The organism is Limimaricola soesokkakensis (assembly GCF_900172345.1).
In the GTDB taxonomy this organism is placed as follows: Bacteria; Pseudomonadota; Alphaproteobacteria; order Rhodobacterales; family Rhodobacteraceae; genus Limimaricola; species Limimaricola soesokkakensis.
Genome location: NZ_FWFY01000007.1, coordinates 114,093 through 133,041 on the forward strand (window position 1 = coordinate 114,093; position 18,949 = coordinate 133,041).

18 protein-coding genes are annotated in these 18,949 nt (G+C 68.7%); 9 read left to right on the forward strand and 9 right to left on the reverse strand.

Features of this window, described 5'->3' with window-relative positions:
• Complete coding sequence (locus LOS8367_RS12380; protein ID WP_085896835.1) at window positions 1-864, reverse strand: branched-chain amino acid aminotransferase; 864 nt, start codon at window positions 862-864, stop codon at window positions 1-3.
• A 96-nt stretch (window positions 865-960) separates the two neighbouring features.
• Window positions 961-1,446, reverse strand: coding sequence for a VOC family protein (locus LOS8367_RS12385; RefSeq protein ID WP_085896836.1), 486 nt, complete (start codon window positions 1,444-1,446; stop codon window positions 961-963).
• A gap of 186 nt (window positions 1,447-1,632) precedes the next feature.
• Between LOS8367_RS12385 and LOS8367_RS12390 the strand changes: the two genes are divergently transcribed.
• On the forward strand, window positions 1,633-2,184 hold the full coding sequence (locus LOS8367_RS12390; protein ID WP_085896837.1) for a L,D-transpeptidase: 552 nt from the start codon (window positions 1,633-1,635) through the stop codon (window positions 2,182-2,184).
• A gap of 240 nt (window positions 2,185-2,424) precedes the next feature.
• On the opposite strand, the gene trpS is transcribed toward LOS8367_RS12390, so the two are convergent.
• Window positions 2,425-3,441 carry a tryptophan--tRNA ligase gene (gene trpS, locus LOS8367_RS12395; RefSeq protein ID WP_085896838.1) on the reverse strand — a complete coding sequence of 339 codons (1,017 nt, stop codon included), beginning with the start codon at window positions 3,439-3,441 and terminating at the stop codon, window positions 2,425-2,427.
• Window positions 3,442-3,520: 79 nt separating this feature from the next.
• Here trpS and LOS8367_RS12400 point away from each other — a divergent pair, with 79 nt between their 5' ends.
• A complete protein-coding gene (locus LOS8367_RS12400; protein WP_085896839.1) occupies window positions 3,521-4,234 on the forward strand; it encodes a rhomboid family intramembrane serine protease in 714 nt (237 codons plus the stop codon).
• On the opposite strand, the gene murJ is transcribed toward LOS8367_RS12400, so the two are convergent.
• The 3 genes from murJ to LOS8367_RS12415 are packed head-to-tail and all read right to left on the reverse strand — an operon-like array spanning window position 4,231 to window position 9,777.
• Window positions 4,231-5,817, reverse strand: a complete 1,587-nt coding sequence (gene murJ / locus LOS8367_RS12405; RefSeq protein WP_085896840.1) for a murein biosynthesis integral membrane protein MurJ — start codon at window positions 5,815-5,817, stop codon at window positions 4,231-4,233. The two genes, LOS8367_RS12400 and murJ, sit on opposite strands and share 4 nt — an antisense overlap.
• Window positions 5,814-8,633, reverse strand: coding sequence for a [protein-PII] uridylyltransferase (locus tag LOS8367_RS12410; RefSeq protein ID WP_085896841.1), 2,820 nt, complete (start codon window positions 8,631-8,633; stop codon window positions 5,814-5,816). The genes murJ and LOS8367_RS12410 overlap by 4 nt, the downstream gene beginning before the upstream one ends.
• Window positions 8,593-9,777 (reverse strand): penicillin-binding protein activator, encoded by a 1,185-nt coding sequence (locus LOS8367_RS12415; RefSeq protein ID WP_165761464.1) that lies wholly within the window; start codon window positions 9,775-9,777, stop codon window positions 8,593-8,595. Before LOS8367_RS12415 ends, LOS8367_RS12410 begins: the two co-directional genes overlap by 41 nt.
• Before the next feature lie 73 nt (window positions 9,778-9,850).
• Here LOS8367_RS12415 and rsmI point away from each other — a divergent pair, with 73 nt between their 5' ends.
• The 3 genes from rsmI (at window position 9,851) to gshB (ending at window position 12,372) form a co-directional block, all read left to right on the forward strand.
• On the forward strand, window positions 9,851-10,738 hold the full coding sequence (gene rsmI, locus LOS8367_RS12420; RefSeq protein WP_085896843.1) for a 16S rRNA (cytidine(1402)-2'-O)-methyltransferase: 888 nt from the start codon (window positions 9,851-9,853) through the stop codon (window positions 10,736-10,738).
• 201 nt (window positions 10,739-10,939) lie between these two features.
• A complete protein-coding gene (locus tag LOS8367_RS12425) occupies window positions 10,940-11,323 on the forward strand; it encodes a YraN family protein (RefSeq protein WP_085896844.1) in 384 nt (127 codons plus the stop codon).
• Between the two features lie 104 nt (window positions 11,324-11,427).
• A complete protein-coding gene (gshB, locus tag LOS8367_RS12430; protein WP_085896845.1) occupies window positions 11,428-12,372 on the forward strand; it encodes a glutathione synthase in 945 nt (314 codons plus the stop codon).
• 16 nt (window positions 12,373-12,388) lie between these two features.
• Here the strand turns inward: gshB and LOS8367_RS12435 are convergent, their stop codons facing one another.
• The 3 genes from LOS8367_RS12435 to cobU all read right to left on the reverse strand — a co-directional run bounded on the left by LOS8367_RS12435 (window position 12,389) and on the right by cobU (window position 15,106).
• Entirely contained in the window at window positions 12,389-13,900 is a 1,512-nt protein-coding gene (locus LOS8367_RS12435; protein WP_085896846.1) for a YifB family Mg chelatase-like AAA ATPase, read from the reverse strand.
• A gap of 118 nt (window positions 13,901-14,018) precedes the next feature.
• A complete protein-coding gene (locus LOS8367_RS12440) occupies window positions 14,019-14,585 on the reverse strand; it encodes a histidine phosphatase family protein (protein WP_085896847.1) in 567 nt (188 codons plus the stop codon).
• Window positions 14,582-15,106, reverse strand: a complete 525-nt coding sequence (gene cobU / locus LOS8367_RS12445; protein WP_085896848.1) for a bifunctional adenosylcobinamide kinase/adenosylcobinamide-phosphate guanylyltransferase — start codon at window positions 15,104-15,106, stop codon at window positions 14,582-14,584. Before cobU ends, LOS8367_RS12440 begins: the two co-directional genes overlap by 4 nt.
• A gap of 107 nt (window positions 15,107-15,213) precedes the next feature.
• On the opposite strand from cobU, the gene LOS8367_RS12450 reads away from it, so the two are divergent.
• From LOS8367_RS12450 to LOS8367_RS12465, 4 genes are all read left to right on the forward strand, one after another.
• Entirely contained in the window at window positions 15,214-16,092 is an 879-nt protein-coding gene (locus LOS8367_RS12450) for an RNA polymerase factor sigma-32 (protein ID WP_085896849.1), read from the forward strand.
• A 65-nt stretch (window positions 16,093-16,157) separates the two neighbouring features.
• Window positions 16,158-17,381, forward strand: a complete 1,224-nt coding sequence (gene coaBC, locus LOS8367_RS12455; RefSeq protein WP_085896850.1) for a bifunctional phosphopantothenoylcysteine decarboxylase/phosphopantothenate--cysteine ligase CoaBC — start codon at window positions 16,158-16,160, stop codon at window positions 17,379-17,381.
• 6 nt (window positions 17,382-17,387) lie between these two features.
• Complete coding sequence (gene dut / locus LOS8367_RS12460) at window positions 17,388-17,870, forward strand: dUTP diphosphatase (RefSeq protein ID WP_085896851.1); 483 nt, start codon at window positions 17,388-17,390, stop codon at window positions 17,868-17,870.
• Window positions 17,867-18,928, forward strand: coding sequence for a HesA/MoeB/ThiF family protein (locus LOS8367_RS12465; RefSeq protein WP_085896852.1), 1,062 nt, complete (start codon window positions 17,867-17,869; stop codon window positions 18,926-18,928). Before dut ends, LOS8367_RS12465 begins: the two co-directional genes overlap by 4 nt.
• Window positions 18,929-18,949 lie beyond the last annotated feature (21 nt).

Sequence of the window (18,949 nt, forward strand, 5' to 3'; positions counted from 1 at the left end):
TCAGCCCGCCGTCGCCGCCCAGTCCCAGTACATCTCGCGCACCCGCTTCGTCACCGGGCCGATCGGATAGGCCGTGTCGTCGAAGGCGGTGACCGGCGTGACCTTGTGCATGTTGCCCGACAGGAACACCTCGTCGGCGGCGTGCACGTCCTCGAAGGACATGGTGACCTCGTGCACCTTCACGCCATCGGCGCGCAGATTGGCGATGTGACGCGCCCGGGTGATGCCCGCGAGGAAGGTACCGTTGGGGATCGGCGTGAACACCTCGCCGTCGCGCACGATGAAGACGTTGGAACTGGCACTCTCGGCAACATTGCCCAGAGCGTCGGCTACCAGCGCGTTGCCGAAGCCCTTCGCGCGCGCCTCGGCGATCATCCGGGCGTTGTTGGGGTAGAGGCAGCCCGCCTTGGCGTTGACCACCGCATCCTCCATCACGGGGCGGCGGAAGCGGGTGGTGGTGAGCGTGGTCGAAGCGTCGGGCGGCGCCATCGGGATCGTCTCCAGCGCCACGGCGAACCCGGTCGTGCCCTCTTTGGGCAGGATGCCCAGATGGCCGCCATCTAGGGCCCAGTACATCGGTCGGATGTAGATCGCGGCATCCTTCGGGCAGGCCGCCAGCCCCTCGCGGACGATGCCGACCATCTCCTGCGTCGAGACGGTGGGGGTGATCATCAGCGCCTCGGCCGAGGCGTTGGCCCGGGCGCAGTGGCGGTCGAGATCGGGTGCGAGGCCATGCGCGTAGCGTGCGCCGTCGAACACGGTCGTGCCGAGCCACGCGCCGTGATCCGAGGCACGGATCACGGCGATGTCGCCCTTGTGCCAACGCCCTTCGAAATAGGTCCGGATATCGGTGCCCGTCGCCATGCCTGTCCTCCGCTTTGGAGCGCAGGCTAGGCCAGCGGCGCAAATCGGTCGAGAGGCGGCGGCGATCCGCCGATCCGCAATGCCCGGGCGTTGCGCTCAAGCCTCGGCCAGCAGCGCCTCGAGATCGAGCCGGGCATTGCGCATCGAAAGCCCGCCCTTGGCATCGCGCGGCCAGTCGGCCTCGGCGCGGTCGCGGTAGATCTCGACCCCGTTGCCGTCCGGATCGCGGAAATAGATCGCCTCGCTCACCCCGTGATCCGCGGCGCCCTCGATCTCGACCCCGGCCGCGATGACCCGCTGCAGCGCCTGCGCCAATGACTTGCGGTCCGGGTATAGGATCGCGGTGTGGTAAAGGCCGGTATGGCCCGGCGGCGGCGGCTCGGCGCCGAGGCTCTCCCAGGTGTTGAGGCCGATATGGTGGTGATAGCCCCCGGCCGAGAGAAAGGCGGCGCCGGAGCCGTATCGCTGCATCAGCTCGAAACCCAACACCTCGCCATAGAAGGCAATGGCACGGTCGAGATCGGCGACGCGCAGATGCACGTGACCGATGCGGGTCGCGGCGGGGGCGATGGTGGTGGTCATTTCAGCTCTCCGGTCCTGACGGGCTCTACCGATCAGATAGGGGCTCCGCCGAAGGCGCGGCAGTCGCCAGTTTCGCACGGCATCGGTGCAACAGCGCGAAAGCGCGATGCCCCCGCTCGCGCCGACGTGAGTTGATCCTCCCGCGCGGGAAGGGGGAAAGGAGGCGCAAACAGGCAAGGAGTTCCCATGACCCAGACCCGACGCGGTTTCATCGCCAGCGGCGCCGCCGGCCTCGTCACGCTCGCCGCACCGGCCATCGCCGCCCAGAGCGCGGTGCAGCGCAACGTCTCTGCGCTGCAGAAGATCGACTGGCGCGACCATTTCGACGCGCTGGGCGTGGGTGTCATCGTCGCCGACACGAGCGCCCGGGCGGTGCATTTCTGGGGCGGCGACGGCGAAACCTACCGCCTCTACCCCTCGTCGGTGCCGGTCAGCCCGGAGCTGACCAAGCTCGGCTACACCGAGGTGGTGCGCAAGGTCGACGGGCCGACATGGACCCCGACACCGTCGATGCGAGAGCGCGACCCGTCGCTTCCGGCCGTGGTCCCCGCCGGTCCCGGCAACCCGCTCGGCACCCATGCGCTATACCTGTCATGGCAGTACTACCGCATCCACGGCACCCATGACACGCGCAAGATCGGGCGCCCGTCCTCGGACGGCTGCATCGGGCTCTACAACGAGCACATCGCCAAGCTCTTCGCGCTGGCCGAGGTGGGCACGCAGGTGCGGCTGATCTGAGCCGTTCCGGCGGAAGGGGACGACGCGCCCCTTCCTGCCGTGGTCCGGGACCTAGGTGCGAGCAGCCTGATCGGTGCGCAAACTGCGACCCTTCGGACTGCGTATTTCTGGAACAAAGTGGCCATGCAGCGCACTTTTCTTCTTGCCGTATCCACTGAAGGAATACGACTCCAGGCAGGCTAGTGCGGGGATCCTGCTCGTCTTGAAGGGACAGGGCGCATGGCGCCCCGCCCCGGGGGCTCAGCGGATGAGCCCCATGATCTCGGAGGTCTTGGCCACGATCGGATCGGCGATGGCGCGGGCGCGCTCGGCGCCGCGCTCCATGATCCGGTCGATCTCGGTCGGGTCGTCCATCAGGCGCGCCATCTCGGACGAGATCGGCGCCAGCTTCTCGACCGCCAGATCCGCGAGCGCCGGCTTGAACTGACCCCAGCCCGCGCCGCCATGCTCGGCGATCACCTGCTCGGCCGTCATGCCCGACAGCCCGGCATAGATGTTGACGAGGTTCTTCGCCTCGGGACGGTCCGCGAGGCCCTCGACGCTCTCGGGCAGGGGGGCGGGGTCGGTGCGGGCCTTCTTGAACTTCTTGGCGATGGCGTCGGCATCATCCGTCATGTTGATGCGTTCCATGTCGCTCTCGCCCGATTTCGACATCTTCTGGGTGCCGTCGCGCAGGTTCATCACCCGCATCGCTGGCCCCTCGATCACCGGGTTGGTGAGCGGGAAGAAATCAGTCTTGTAGTCGTGGTTGAACTTGGCCGCGATGTCGCGGGTCAGCTCCACATGCTGCTTCTGGTCCTCGCCCACCGGCACGTGGGTGGCGTGATAGGCGAGAATATCGGCGGCCATCAGCGACGGGTAGGCGTAGAGGCCCAAGCTCTGCTTCTCGGCGTTCTTGCCCGCCTTTTCCTTGAACTGGGTCATCCGGTTCATCCAGCCGACGCGCGCCACGCAGTTGAACAGCCAGCCCAGCTCGGCATGGGCCGAGACGCGGGACTGGTTGAACAGGATCGACTTTTCCGGATCGATGCCCGAGGCGAGGTAGCTCGCCGCCACCTCGCGGGTGGCACGGCGCAGCTCCTCCGGATCCTGCCAGACGGTGATCGCGTGCAGGTCGACGACGCAGTAGATCGTCTCGAATTCGCCGCCCTGCATCTCGACGAAGCGCTTGATGGCCCCCAGATAGTTGCCGAGCGTCAGACCCCCCGAGGGCTTGATGCCGGAAAAGACGCGGGGGGCGAACGTAGTGTCGGTCATGGCGCGTGTCCTGCTGGAAACCGGGTGGCATTCCGATTAGCCATGCCCCCTGTCGAGGTCAACCGAAGGGACCCCAAGGATGCGACCGCAAGGCTATTACGAACGGCCCGATCCGAACCACGCGCCCATGGAGGGCCCCTTCGGCACGCTGCCGCCGCTGATCGTTGTGCTGGCGCTGGCGATGGCGGCGATCGAGGCGGCGCTGTCGCTCGGGGCCACCGGGCTTATCGGCGGGCCGCAGGCGGTGGGCTGGCGCATCGGCGCGATCGAGGGATGGGGCTTTGCCCCTGCGGTGCTCGACCGACTGCTGACGGGCTGGGACTGGGGCCTCGCCTCGCGGCTACTGAGCTACCCCTTCGTGCATATGAGCATGACCCATGCGCTCTTCGCGGTGGCGCTGCTGCTGGCGCTGGGCAAGTTCGTGGGCGAGGTGCTGCATCCGCTCGCCTTGGGCGTGATGCTGGTCGCCACGACACTGGCGGGCGGGCTGGCCTTCGGGCTGTTCATCAGCACCAACTACCCGCTGATCGGCGCCTTTCCGGCAGTCTACGGGCTGATCGGCGGCTTCACCTACCTGATGTGGTTGCAGCTCGGACGCACAGGCTCGAACCGGCTTGCCGCCTTCCGGTTGATCGGCGTGCTGCTGGCGCTGCAGCTCGTGTTCGGTCTGATGTTCGGCGCCGACCCCTCTTGGGTGGCCGACGCCGCCGGCTTCGTGACCGGGCTGGCGCTGTCGCCGCTGCTCGCGCCGGGTGGCACCCGCGCCTTTCTCGCGCGGATGCGGGCGCGCTAGCGCCGCACCGCGCGACGGAATTCGGCGAGACGGAACGCGCCCAGGAGCTGGCCGAAGCCGAAATAGCCGGCCATGCCGAGCGCCACGAGCAGGGCCAGCGCGAGGTAGCGCACCGAAGCGGTGGCGAGGAACGGGCCGAGCAGGGCCGCGGTGCCGAGCAGCAGCGCCCCCATCAGCGCCGAGGCGCCGCAGATTCGCCACAGCCGGTGGCGGAACCGGTCGTCCCACTCGGCGGCGTGACCCATCGAGCGCGAGCCGCGCCACAACAGCCAGACCATCGCCCAGCCAGCGAGCGTCGTGCCCAGCGCCGCGGCGATGAAACCGATCACCGGGGCGAGACCCACCGCCACCACCACGTTCACCAGCATCGCAGCAAGCGCGTAGCGGAACGGGGATCGCGTGTCCTCGCGCGCGAAGAACAGCGGTTGCAGCGCCTTTTGCAGCACGAAGGCGGGCAGGCCGAGACCGTAGACCGCCACCGCCAGCGCCGTCGCCATGGTGTCGTCGGTGGTGAAGGCGCCACGCTCGAACAGCACCGAGACCAGCGGCACCGGGATCACCACGAGCGCCACTGCGGCGGGGATGGTCAGGGCAAGGCTCATTTCGGCGGCGCGGTTGAATGCGTCGCGTCCGCCCGCCTCGTCGCCCGCCCGCAACCGCCGCGACAGATCCGGCAGCAGCACCACGCCTACGGCGATGCCGACCACGCCCAGGGGCAGCTGGTAGAGCCGATCGGCATAGTTGAGCCAGGCCACCGCCCCTTCGAAGAAGCTTGCCACCTGCCGGCCGACCAGCAGGTTGATCTGCACCACGCCGCCCGCAAGCGCCGCAGGCGCGGCGATCGCGGCGAGCTTCTTCAGCTCCGGCGTCATCCGCGGCCGCGCGAGCCGCAGGTGGAAGCCCGCGCGCTTGGCGGCGATCCAGACGAGGCCGAGCTGCACGAGGCCGGCCAGAGGCACCGAGGCGGCGAGCGTGTCGCCGACCCTGAGGCCCAGCGCCCGGTCGATGCCCAGCCCGAGGCTTTCCGAGGGGTCGCGCCCCATCGCCGCGCCGATCAGCACCGCCACGATGAAGATGACGTTCAGGAGCACTGGCGCCGCGGCCGCGGCCATGAAGCGCCCTGTGGCGTTCAACACGCCGGAGACCAGCGCCGCGAGAGAGATGAACAGGATGTAGGGGAAAGCGATCCGGCCGTATTCGACCGCGAGTTCGAACCGCTCGTCTTCGGCAAAGCCCGAGGCCATGGCGAAGACCAGCCCCGGCATGGCGAGGATGCCGATCACGGTGAAGATCGTGAGCAGGAAGGCCATGCCCGCGAAGGCCTCCTGCGCGAAACGCTCGGCGTCTTCGCCCGCTTCGACCTTTTTCGAGAACATCGGCACGAAGGCCATGTTGAACGCGCCTTCGGCGAAGAAGCGGCGGAACATGTTGGGCAGGGAGAAGGCCACGAGGAAGGCCTCGGCCACCGGGCCAGCGCCGAGATAGCCCGCGATCATGATGTCGCGGGCGAATCCGAAGACACGGGAGAGGAGGGTCCAGATGCCGACGGTGAGAAAGCCCTGCACGAGGCGTATGGGCTTCAAGACACGGCCCTCCGTGCGCCCGCTTCGATGGCCTCGCGCAGGCGGCGCTCGAGCGCGCGCTGCTTCGACTCAGAATGGTATTTCAATCCGAACATGTCCTTGACGTAGAAGGTATCGACCGCCTGCTCCCCATAGGTCGCGATGACGGCGGAGGAAATATAGACGTTTGCGGCGGCCAGCGTCCGGGTCAGGTCGAACAGCAGGCCGGGGCGGTCGCGGGTGTCGACCTCGATGATGGTGAAGATCTCCGAGCCCTCGTTGTCGAAGGCGATCGAGGTCGGCACCCGGAAGGCGCGCTCGCGCTTGCGGATCTTGTCGCGGTCCTTGATCGCGTCGCGCGCCACCACCTCGCCCCTGAGCGTCTTGCCGATCATCTGTTCGAGCCGCGGCAGCCGGGCCTCCTCGTAGGGGTGCCCCTCGGCGTCCTGAATCCAGAACACGGCGGTGCACAGCCCGTCCTTGGCGGTATAGGTGCGCGCGTCGACGATGTTGGCGCCGACCAGCGCCAGCGCCCCGGTGAGCCGCGAGAACAGCCCCGGGTGGTCGGTGGTGGCGAAGCTGACCCGCGTCGCGTCGCGATCGGCATCGAGCATCAGGTCGGTACGAATCTCGTCGACGCCGAGGCCGCGCAGCAGATGCGCAAAGCGGACATGGCTGTCGAGCGGCAGACCCTGCCAGTAGGGGCCGTAATGCCGCGTCGTCTCGGCCCGAAGCTCGGCCTGCGGCCAGTCCGACAGCGCCTCGCGCAGCGCCTTCTTGGCCTCGGCCTCGCGGGCGCCGCGGTTGAGATCCTCCAACCCAGTGGCCAGCGCCTCCTCGGTCGCGGTGTAAAGGCCGCGCAGCAGCATGGCCTTCCAGTTGTTCCAAGTGCCCGGGCCGACGCCGCGGATATCGCAGACGGTAAGCACGCAGAGCAGGTCGAGCCGCTCCTTGGTCTTCACCGCACGGGCGAAGTCGCGCACCGTGCGCGGCTCGGCGATGTCGCGCTTCTGCGCCATATCCGACATCAGCAGGTGGTGGCGGACCAGCCATTCCACCGTCTCGGACTCCTTGCGACTGAGGCCCAGCCGTGGCGCCACGCGGCGGGCGATCTGCGCGCCCAGAACCGAATGGTCCTCGTCCCGGCCCTTGCCGATGTCGTGCAGCAGCAGCGCCACGTAGAGCACACGGCGATTCACCCCGGCCTTGAGGATGCCCGAGGCCACGGGCAGTTCCTCGACCAGCTCTTCGCGCTCGATCTGCGCCAGTGTCGAGATACATTGGATGGTGTGCTCGTCCACCGTGTAGTGGTGATACATGTTGAACTGCATCATCGCGACGATCGGCGCGAATTCGGGCAGGAACGCCGCCAGCACGCCGAGCTCGTTCATCCGTCGCAGCGCCCGCTCGGGGTTGCCGCGCCGGATCATCAGGTCGAGGAAGATGCGGTTGGCCTCCCGGTCCTCGCGCAGCTTCGCGTCGATGAGATGCAGGTTGGCCGAGATCAGCCGCATCGCGTCGGGGTGCAGCAGATGGCCGGTACGCAGGCTTTCGTCGAAGATCCTGAGCAGGTTCACCGGTTCGGCGAGGAACGCCGCCTCGTCGGCCACGTCGAGCCGGTTGTGCACGATGCGGTAGGGCGGGCGGGCGCGTTTGCGGCGCGCCAGCAGCCGGGTCAGCATCGGCTCTGATTTCAGATGCGTGGCCTCCTGCGCGGTCAGGAAGATCCGCGTCAGCTCTCCGACCCGGGTCGCGTGGCGGAAGTAATCCTGCATGAAATGCTCGACCGCGCGCCGTCCGCCGCCATCGACATAGCCCATGCGCTCGGCCACCTCGACCTGCATGTCGAAGGTGAGCTGGTCCATCGCCCGGTTGGTGATCAGGTGCAGGTGGCAGCGCACCGCCCAGAGGAAATCCTCGGCCCGCACGAACTCGGCGTATTCCTCGTCGGTGAAGACGCCGCGGCCCACCAGCTCGGCCGCGTCCTGCACGCCGTAGACGTATTTGCCGATCCAGTAGAGCGACTGCAGGTCGCGTAGTCCGCCCTTGCCCTCCTTGACGTTGGGCTCGACCACGTAGCGCTGACCGCCCTGCTTGAGATGGCGCGCGTCGCGCTCCGCCAGCTTGGCGGCGATGAATTCGGGCGCGGTATTGCGAAACAGCTCGGTCCACAGCCGCTCCTTGAGACTCGCCGCCAGCGCCGTGTCGCCGGCGAGGCGGCGGCATTCGACCAGCGAGGTACGGATCGTGAAATCCTCCTTCGCCAGCCGCAGGCAGTCCTTCACGGTACGGCTCGCATGGCCAACCTTCAGCTTCAGGTCCCACAGCATGTAGAGCATCGATTCGATGACGCTCTCGGCCCAGGGCGTGATCTTCCACGGCGTCAGGAACAGCAGGTCGACGTCGGAATGCGGCGCCATCTCGCCGCGGCCGTAGCCGCCGACGCCCAGAAGCGACAGGCGCTCGCCCTCGGTGGGATTGTGCAGCGGATGCAGCGCACGCGCCACGTCGAAGCTCGCGGTGACGATCCGGTCGGTAAGCCAGGCATGGGCCCGTGTCACAGGGCGCGCTGCGAAGGGGCGCGTGGCGAAGGCGTCCGCGAGCGCCTCGCGGCCTTGGCGCCGGGCCTCTGCCAGCACCGCGACGGCGGCGCGGCGCGCGGCCATCGCGTCCCCGGCCTCGGCCATGGCAGTCTCGAGTTGCCGTGTCACGGCCTCGGTGTCGAATATGTCGCGCGCCGGAAGGATCAGATCCTCCGGCGCGTCGGTCGTGTCGGGCTTCGCGAGGGACGGCGTCTTAGAAGCCGGCGCCGCGGAAGCTTGTGGGAGCAGGGTCAAGGATAACCACCTGGTTGTTGCGGATCGTGGCCACGGCCAGTCCCCGCTGGTTGGTGCCGTTGGACAGCAGCCGGAAGATCCCCGACGTGCCCTTGAAGCCCTGGCTCTGGACCAGAGCGCCCTGGGTCAGGGCATCGGCGCGGCCGGTCGCGGCCAGTGCGCCGATGGCGGCGATGCCGTCATAGGCGAGACCGGCGAGCGGGTGCGGCTGCGCGCCATAGGTCGCCGAGTAGCGCTGCTCGAAGGCGCGCGTGCGGTTGGTGTCGGGCACGGCGAAGAGGCCGTTCTGCAGACCCGGGAGCGCCAGCGCCTGCGGCGCCGCGTCCCAACGGGTCAGGCCCAGCATCCGCGCCTGCTGCGGCGTGATTCCGGCCTCGTTCAGCGCGGTGGCGAGGATCGGCAGATCGGCATTGACGCCCGCCGTGGTGAAGACGCCGGTGGCGCCGGAGCCGCGCACCGTCTCGGCCACGCGCGGCGCGGCGGATTGCACACCGGCCTGGCTCAGCTCGTAGGGTTGGGTTCCGGCGACGGCGCCGCCCGACCGGTTGACGGCGCTGACGATCGCGTCGCGGCCGATCGTGCCCTGCAGGTCGTTGCCATAGGCCACCACGTAACGCTGGATGCCGTTGCGCATGCCGTATTGCACCAGCCGATCGGCGGTGTTGGCGAAGGTCGGCCCGAGGATGAAGACGTTGCCGCCGGCGATCGTCGGGTTGTTCGAGAAGGCGAGCACGTTAACGCCCTGGTTCGCCACCGCGACGCCGGCGGCGTTGGCGGCCTCGGCATAGAGCGGCCCGAGGATGATCTGCGCGCCCTCGGACACGGCCGTGGTCGCGGCCTGCGCGGCACGGCCCGGATCGCCAGCGGTCGGGTAGACCTTCATGTCGATCTCGACATTGCCGAGATCGGCGATGGCAAGGCGGGCGGCGTTTTCGAGATTGCTGGCGAGCAGTTGGTCGGCCCCGGAGGAGGAGCCGGCGGGCACGAGAAGCGCCACCTTCACGGGGGCGCCGGGCGTCACGCGCTGCGCATCCGAGACCGGGCCGGTGGCCACGATCGGCTGGCACGCGGCAAGCCAAACGAGTGAGAACAGGGCGAGAAGTCGGGCCGCGGCCTTGCGAGGCTGCGTCAAACGGGCGAACATGGGCATCACTTTCTCCGGCACGGGCGCGGGGCAGGTTCGCAACCAATCATAAACCGGGGCGGGCAGGGGTCCAGTGACGAATTTCGAAACACGGCCGGTGGCACCGGGGCTGCACTTCGTGGCGACGCCGATCGGCACCGCGCGCGACATCACGCTGCGGGCGCTCGACCTTCTGGCGAATGCCGACGCGCTTGCCGCCGAAGACACGCGGACGCTGCGCAAGCTCATGGAAATCCATGGCATTCCGCTGAACAGCCGGCCGCTTCTGGCCTATCACGACCATTCCGGCGCCGGCGATCGCAACCGCATTCTCGCCGTGCTCGAGCGTGGCGGCTCCGTGGCCTATGTCTCCGAAGCCGGAACGCCGCTCGTTGCGGATCCGGGCTATGCGCTGGGCCGAGCCGCGATCGCCGCGGGGTACACGGTTCTGGCGGCGCCCGGCGCATCGGCGGTGCTGGCGGCGCTGGCGGTCTCCGGGCTGCCCACCGACCGCTTCGCCTTCGCGGGCTTCCTGCCCCCCGCCAAGACCCAGCGCGAGACCGAGATCGCGGCGCTCAGGTCGCTGCCCTTCACGCTGGTGCTCTATGAGAGCCCCAAACGCGTTCACGAATTGTTGGGAAGTTTGCGCGACATTCTGGGGGCGGACCGGCCGGTGGCGCTGTGCCGCGAACTGACCAAGCGGTTCGAAGAGGTGATCCGCGGCACAGCGGCCGAGGTCTGCGCGGCGATCGAGGGCCGCACGCTCAAGGGCGAGATCGTCGTGCTCGTCGGTCGGGCCGAGACCGAAGAGGTCACCGGGGCCGATCTGGAAACCGCGCTGCGCGATGCGATGCGCACGATGCGCATGAAGGACGCGGCGACGGCGGTGGCCGGTGCGCTGGGGCTGCCGCGCCGCGAGGTCTATCAGGCGGCGCTGGCGCTGGAGAAAGGGACCGAGGATGCAGAAGAGGATGAGAGCTGACAGCGGAAGGGCGGTACGCGCGCCAGCCCGGACGCAGGGCTTAGATGCGCTGACGATGCCGTGGCGGTGGCTACGAAGTATCGCGTCCCATTCCAGCGATTTTCTTCTGTGGCCCGAACAGACGGGTCGGATCCGATCACCCGCGCTCATCCGTAACCCCGGCCTTCAACAGAGGGCGATGAGCCGACCCGAACGACCCAGATGACCCATGCCCACCCGCATCGCGTGGAACGCGGCAGCCGCGCCCGGCTGTCGGGGCTTGCTGCCGAGGAAAGCGTCGCTCGGCATTACGCTCGCAGCGGCCGCGCCGTGCTGGCGTGGCGTTGGCGGGGCCCGGGCGGCGAGATCGACCTGATCGTCCGCGAGGGCGCGCGGCTTGTCTTCGTCGAGGTCAAGGCAAGCCGCAGTTTCGAAGCGGCTACGGCGCAGCTGGGCCGTCGCCAGATGGACCGCATCTGCCGTTCCGCCGAGGCCTATTGCGGCGAGATGCCTGACGGGGCGCTCACCGAAATGCGCTTTGATCTGGCGCTGGTGGACGGGCAGGGCGAGGTACGGGTGATCGAGAACGCTTTCGACGGCGGCTGAAGCGGGACCGGCCCCGTGCAGGGGCGCGCAGGTGCGGCGCATTGCGGAGCGGGCGCGCTTCGGGCATGGATCGGGAACCGCATTCCCAGCGAAAGATCGTCGCCATGCCCAAGCCCCTTAAGGTCGCCCTCCAGATGGACCCGATCGGCAGCGTCAACATAGACGCCGACACCACCTTTCGCATCGGCGAGGAGGCACAAGCGCGCGGGCACGAGCTGTTCTACTACACCCCCGACCGCCTCGCCTTTCAGGAAGGGCGGGTGACGGCGCGGGGCTGGCCGCTGGAACTGCGCCGCGAAAAGGGCAACCATTACAGCCTCGGCGAGGAGCGGGAGGTCGATCTGTCGGAGATGGACGTGGTCTGGCTGCGCCAGGACCCGCCCTTCGACATGGGCTACATCACCACCACGCATCTTCTGGACATGATTCACCCCGGCACGCTGGTGGTGAACGACCCCTTCTGGGTGCGCAACTACCCCGAGAAGCTGCTGGTCCTGAGCTTTCCCGACCTGACGCCGCCGACCGCCATCGCCCGCGATCTGGCGACGCTGCGGTCGTTCCGCGACCGGCACGGCGACATCATCCTCAAGCCGCTCTACGGCAATGGCGGCGCGGGGGTGTTCAAGCTGCACAGCCGGGACGGCAACCTCGCCTCGCTGCACGAGATGTTCTCGGGCATCAATCGCGAGCCGCTGATCGTGCAGAAATACCTGCCCGACGTGACCAAGGGCGACAAGCGGGTGCTGCTGGTCGATGGCGAGCCGGTGGGCGCGATCAACCGCGTGCCGGCCGAGGGCGAAACCCGCTCGAACATGCATGTCGGCGGCCGGCCCGAAAAGGTCGAGCTGACCGCGCGCGACCGCGAAATCTGCGAAAAGATCGGGCCGCTTCTGCGGGAGAAGGGCCAGATCCTCGTAGGTATCGACGTGATCGGCGACTGGCTCACCGAGATCAACGTGACCTCGCCCACCGGCATTCAGGAGCTGGAGCGTTTCGACGGTATCAACGTCGCGGCGAAGATCTGGGAAGCGATCGAGGCGAAGCGCTAGGTTTCGCCGCCTGGCCTCAGGGCGCGCGGTTCGACGCGAGCCGATAGCCGACCGCCTCGGCCACATGGGGCCGCCGGACCGTCTCAGACCCGTCCAGATCGGCGATGGTCCGCGCCACCCGCAGCACCCGGTGGTAGCCGCGCGCCGACAGGCCGAAGCGCTCGGCCACCCGTAGCAGCAATTCCCGGCCCTCGGTGTCGGGGGCGGCGATTTCCTCCAGAAGCTGTCCTTCGGCATCGGCGTTGACCCGCGCCGCCATTCCCTCGAAGCGCGCCGTCTGGATTTCTCGCGCCGCCGACACCCGGAGTGCCACCTCGGCCGAGCCCTCGGCGGGATCGGGCAGGTCGAGATCAGTAAAGGCGACGGGCGGCACCTCGACCCGCAGGTCGATCCGGTCGAGGAGCGGCCCGGAGATCCGCCCGAGATAGTCCTCGCCGCAGGCCGGGGCCCGGGCGCAGGCCCGGTCCGGGTCCGAGAGATAGCCGCAGCGGCAGGGGTTGGCAGCGGCGACCAGCAGGAACCGGCAGGGATAGCGCAGATGCGCGTTGGCGCGCGCCACCACCACCTCGCCCGTTTCGATCGGCTGGCGCAGCGTTTCGAGCACCGTGCGCGGAAACTCGGGCAACTCGTCCATGAACAGCACGCCGTTATGCGCGAGGCTGATCTCGCCGGGCTTCGCGTCGCGCCCGCCGCCAGCGATCGCGGCGATGGAGGCAGTGTGATGCGGTTCGCGAAAGGGGCGGGCGCGGCTGATCCCCCCCTCGGTCAGAAGCCCCGAAACGGAATGGATCATCGAGGTTTCCAAGGCCTCTACCGGCGACAGCGGCGGCAGCAGCCCCGGCAGGCGGGCGGCGAGCATCGATTTGCCCGATCCCGGCGTGCCCAGTAGCAGCAGATGATGCCTGCCGGCGGCGGCGATTTCCAGCGCCCGCTTGGCGCGCTCCTGTCCCTTCACGTCACGCAGGTCGCGGGGCGAGACGCAGGCGGGCGCGATCCCCGCCTGCGCGGGTTCGAGCGGTTGCTGGCCGGTGAAATGCCGGATCGCGCGGGCCAGCGAAGGGGCCGCAATCACTTCGACCGCTTCGACCCAGGCCGCCTCGGCGCCGCAGGCGGCCGGGCAGAGCAGGCGCCGCGCCTCTTCGGCTGCGGCCATCGCGGCGGGCAGAGCGCCGATCACCGGCACCAGATCGCCCGAGAGAGACAGCTCGCCCAAGGCCACGGTGCCGGCCACCTCATCCTCGGGAAGCACCTCGATCGCCGCCAGCAACGCCAGCGCGATCGGCAGGTCGAAATGCGAGCCTTCCTTCGGCAGGTCGGCTGGCGAGAGGTTCACCGTGACCTTCTTGGAGGGCAGGGCGATGGAAAGGGCCGAGAGCGCCGCGCGCACCCGCTCGCGCGCCTCGCTCACCGCCTTGTTCGGCAGGCCGACGATGGTAAAGCCGGGCAGCCCTGCGGTCACGGCGCATTGCACCTCGACGAGCCGCGCCTCTACCCCCTCGAAGGCCACCGTATAGGCCCGCGCCACCATGTCGCCGCCCCCCTTTTCCGTCCCGCTAGGCTCGCGCGGGAATGGTTCAGGAAAGGTTAACCGTCGTCGTCAGGATCGGGGGGCGGCCGAAGCAGCTTCGGCAGGCTTGGAAGGGCGCTCAGGGGAAGGCGTTGATCTCGATCACCCGCCAGACGCCATCCTCACGGCTCAGCCGGGTTAACGAAAGCGGCTCGATCCGGTGGCCGAAGACCTCGAGCGCCTCGCAGCCGAGCGCGCGCTGCAGCTGGGTCAGGATCACCCCGAAATGCGCCACCACGATCAGGTCGCCGCCGTTCCAGAGCCGATCGATGGCGCCATCGCAACGGGTACGCAACGCGTTCCAGCTTTCGCCGCCCGGCGGAGCGACATCGCCGGGTCGATCCCAGAAGTCGCGGATCAGCGCCGGGGTCTCGGCCTCGATCTCGTCGTGGCGCCGCAACTCCCAGTCGCCGAAATGCATCTCGCGCAGCGCCCGCTCATGCGCAAGGCGTGGCCGGTCCTGCGCAAGCGCATCGGCGGTTCGCACCGCCCGGTTGAGATCCGAGGAAACCACCGGCGCCTCGGGCAGCCGGGCCGAGAGCCGCGCCAGCGCCGCCAAATCGGACAGGTCGGCGGGCAGGTCGGACCAGCCGCACATGCCCTTTGCGTGGGTGGGCCCGTGCCGGATCAACCACAGCGCGCTCATGGCATTTCGCCCTTGAGCGCGAAGGGCAGCCCCGCCATCACCCCGATCACCGTATCGGCCCGCGCGGCGAGGCGCCGGTTGAAGCCGCCCTGCGCGGCGCGGAACCGCCGCGCGAGCGCGTTTTCCGGCACGATCCCGGCACCGACCTCGTTTGAGACCACGATGACCGGGGCCTGGCAGTCGGCAAGGGCCGCGAAAAGCCGTGCTTCCTCGGCGGCAAGATCGGCCTCTGCAAGAAGCAGGTTCGACAGCCACAGCGTCGCGCAGTCGAGCAGCGCGATCTCGCCAGCCTCAAGGCTGGAAAAGGCCGAACTCGGGTCGAGCGGTGTCTCGACCGTGCGCCAACCGGGGCCCCGCGACTGGCGGTGCCGGTCGATCTTTTCCTGCATCTCGCGATCGAAGGCCTGCGCGGTGGCGATATAGACGAGCTGCTTCTCGGCCTTTTTCGCAAGGCTTTCGGCAAAGTCCGACTTGCCCGATGCGGCCCCGCCTAGAACCAACGTCAAATTCTGCAAGGTCATGTCGGAAACTTTCTCGAAGGGTGCCGCGTTAACGGTCAGCAAGGTGACTAGCAGGCCGTCCGGCCATGGCAAGCGCACCGACCCTCTAATGTCCCGGGGACGATGACATGGCTTTTGACGGATTTGCGGACCAGTCGATGACCCGCAACGCGATGCGGGCAGAACTCCTAGACGCCGAGACCGAGCTGCGACTCGCCTATGCCTGGCGCGACCAGCGTTGCGAGAAATCGCTGCACCGGCTCATCACCGCCTATATGCGCCTCGCCATCTCCATGGCTTCGAAGTTCCGCCGCTACGGCGCGCCGATGAACGACCTCATTCAGGAGGCCTCGCTGGGTCTCATGAAGGCGGCCGACAAGTTCGACCCCGATCGCGGAGTGCGCTTCTCGACCTATGCGGTCTGGTGGATCAAGGCGTCGATTCAGGACTACGTGATGCGCAACTGGTCGATGGTGCGTACCGGCTCGACCTCGTCCCAGAAATCGCTGTTCTTCAACATGCGCCGGGTGCAGGCCCGGATCGAGCGCGAGGCCGCGGCCGAAGGGCGCGAACTCGATGGCGCGACGCTGCGCAAGATGATCGCCAAGGAGGTGGGCGTACCGCTCGCCGACGTGGAGATGATGGAGGGCCGTCTGTCCGGGTCCGATTTCTCGCTCAACGCGACACAATCGACCGAGGATGAGGGCCGCGAATGGATCGAGGCGCTCGAAGACGAGGGTATCCAGGCCGCGGAGCTGGTCCAGAACAACCACGACACCGACATGCTGCGGCAATGGCTGCTTTCGGCGCTCTCGGCGCTCAATGCCCGCGAGCAGTTCATCGTGCGCGAGCGCAAGCTGCGCGACGAGCCGCGCACGCTCGAAAGCCTCGGTGACGAGCTGGGCCTGTCGAAGGAACGGGTGCGCCAGCTCGAAGCGGCCGCCTTCGGCAAGATGCGCCGCAGCCTCGAGACGCAGTCGCGCGAGGTCCGCGGCTTCTTCGCCTGAGCCGCCGATTGCCCCCGCCGCATCAAAGCCCTAGGGTCGCCCCGCATTGACTGCGGGGCGAAGCCATGTCGCACATCCTCCTGATCATCGGCGGCGGCATCGCAGCCTACAAGTCGCTTGAGTTGATCCGGCAGCTGTCGAAGGCGGGTCATGAGGTGACGCCGGTCATGACCGAAAGCGCGGGCCAGTTCGTCACGCCGCTCTCGGTCTCGGCCCTTGCAGGCAGAAAGGTTCACGAGGCGCTGTTCGACCTCACCGCCGAGGCGGAGATGGGGCATATCCAGCTGTCGCGCGTGGCCGATCTATTGGTGGTGGCTCCGGCCACAGCCGAAATGATGGCCAAGATGGCGCAGGGCCGGGCTTCGGATCTCGCCTCGACGCTGCTCTTGGCCACCGACACGCCGGTGCTGATCGCGCCTGCGATGAACGTGCGGATGTGGGAGCATCCCGCGACCCGGCGCAACCTCGCGATCTTGAAGGGCGACGGCGTGATGGTGGTCGGTCCCGACGAAGGCGAGATGGCCTGCGGCGAATACGGGCCGGGGCGAATGTCCGAACCTGCCGCGATCCTCGCTGCGATCGAGGCCGCTCTCGCTCCCGCCGATCGTCCGCTTTCGGGGCGTCACGTGCTTGTCACCTCGGGGCCCACCCATGAGCCGATCGACCCGGTGCGCTATATCGCCAACCGGTCGTCGGGCGCGCAGGGCACGGCCATCGCGACGGCGCTGCTGCGGCTGGGGGCGCGCGTCACCTTCGTGACCGGCCCAGCCAGTGCAGCCCCGCCGGAGGGCGCGGAGATCGTGGCGGTGGAAACCGCGGCCGAGATGCTCGCCGCCGTCGAGGCGGCGCTGCCCGCCGACGCGGCGATCTTTGCCGCTGCCGTGGCCGACTGGCGCGTCGGGACCGCCTCGGATCGAAAGATCAAGAAGCGCGCCGGGGCGCTGCCTGACCTGTCTCTGACCGAGAATGCCGACATCCTTGCGCGCGTCGCGGGCATGGCGGTGGGGCGGCCCGAACTCGTCGTGGGCTTTGCCGCCGAGACCGACGACGTGATCGCCAACGCCACCGCCAAGCGGGCGCGCAAGGGGTGCGACTGGATCGTCGCCAATGATGTCTCGCCGGGCACCGGGATCATGGGTGGCACCGAGAACGCGGTGACGCTGATTACCGAAGAAGGGGCCGAGGAATGGCCTCGCATGGCCAAGCGGGCGGTGGCCGAGCGGCTCGCGCAGAAGCTGGCCGAGGCGCTGGGCCCGGCCGGCGGGACCGCCTCCGGCGGGCGTATTTGAGGAAAGATGAACATGGGATCGCGCATCGGGGTGAGGCTGTGCTGGACCGACACGGCGGACCGGTCGCTGCCGCTGCCGACCTACCAGACGGCCGGGGCGGCGGGGGCGGACCTGGTGGCCAATCTCGACCCTCTTGACCGCGAGGCGGGGATCCTGCTCGTCCCGGGCGCCCGCGCTCTGGTGCCGACGGGGCTGCGCGTCGCGGTGCCCGAAGGCTATGAGTTGCAGCTGCGGCCCCGGTCGGGGCTGGCGCTGAAGCACGGCATCACCCTGCCGAACAGCCCCGGCACCATCGACAGCGATTATCGCGGGCCCTTGGGGGTGATCGTCATGAATGCCGGGCAGGAAAGCTTCACCATCGCCCATGGCATGCGCATCGCCCAGGCGGTGCTGGCGCCCGTGGTCATGGCGGACTTCGATCTGGCCACGGATCTCGACGACACGGCGCGCGGGCAAGGCGGCTTCGGCTCGACCGGGGGCATCGCATGATCCTGGTGGGCGTGATGATCGCCGCGCTGTGGGGCATCGGCGCGCTCACCGGCGCGCCGCGCCGCGCCCGGCTTTACATGATAGGCCTCCTGATGACCGGCGTGATCGCCGCGCATCTGGTGCTGCCCGACGGTCATCCGCTGCGCGAGGCAATGGGTGGCGAGGCGGCGTTCTGGCTGCTGCTTCTGGCAGGCGGCGCGCTGGTCTGGCTTTATTCCAAGGGGCTGCGGCGGTTGAAATCGCGTGCGGCGCCTGCGGCCGTTCCGGCCCCGCGCAAGGGGTTCTCGGAAACCGAACTGACCCGCTACGCGCGCCACATCACCCTGCGAGAAATCGGCGGGCCGGGGCAGGGTGCGCTCAGGCGCGCGAAAGTGCTGGTCGTCGGCGCGGGTGGCCTGGGCTGTCCGGCGCTGACCTATCTCGCGGCCTCGGGCGTCGGCACCATCGGTGTGATCGACGACGACGCGGTGGATCTGAGCAATCTTGGGCGGCAGGTGCTGTTCGACGAGGCGCAAATCGGCATGCCCAAGGTCCACGCCGCCGCCGCCAAGCTGCGCGCGCAGAACCCGCATGTGGAGATCCGGCCCTATGAGCGCCGCCTGACGCCCGAGATCGCGGAGGATCTCTTCGAGGATTACGACCTCGTGCTCGACGGCACCGACAACTTCGCCACCCGCGAGGCGGTCAACGCCGCCGCCGTCGCGACCGAAAAGCCGCTCGTGGCGGCGGCCTTGACCCAATGGGAAGGGCAGATCTCGCTTTACGAGCCGGCGCGCGGCACGCCCTGTTGGGCCTGCGTCTTTCCCGAGCGGCCCGACGCCTCGCTCATCCCCTCCTGCGCCGAGGCGGGGGTGCTGTCGCCGCTGCCGGGCATCGTCGGCGCGACGATGGCGGCCGAGGCGATCAAGCGGCTGACGGGGGCGGGCGAGACGCTGGCGGGGCGGCTGGCGATCATCGACACGCTCTATGCCGAGAACCGCAGTATTGTGATCCGGCCCCGCCCGGGCTGCCCGGTCTGCGGCGGGCGGGGGCTGGAAGCGCGGGCCGCGCACCCATAGGTTTCCCGACAAAGGAGACCT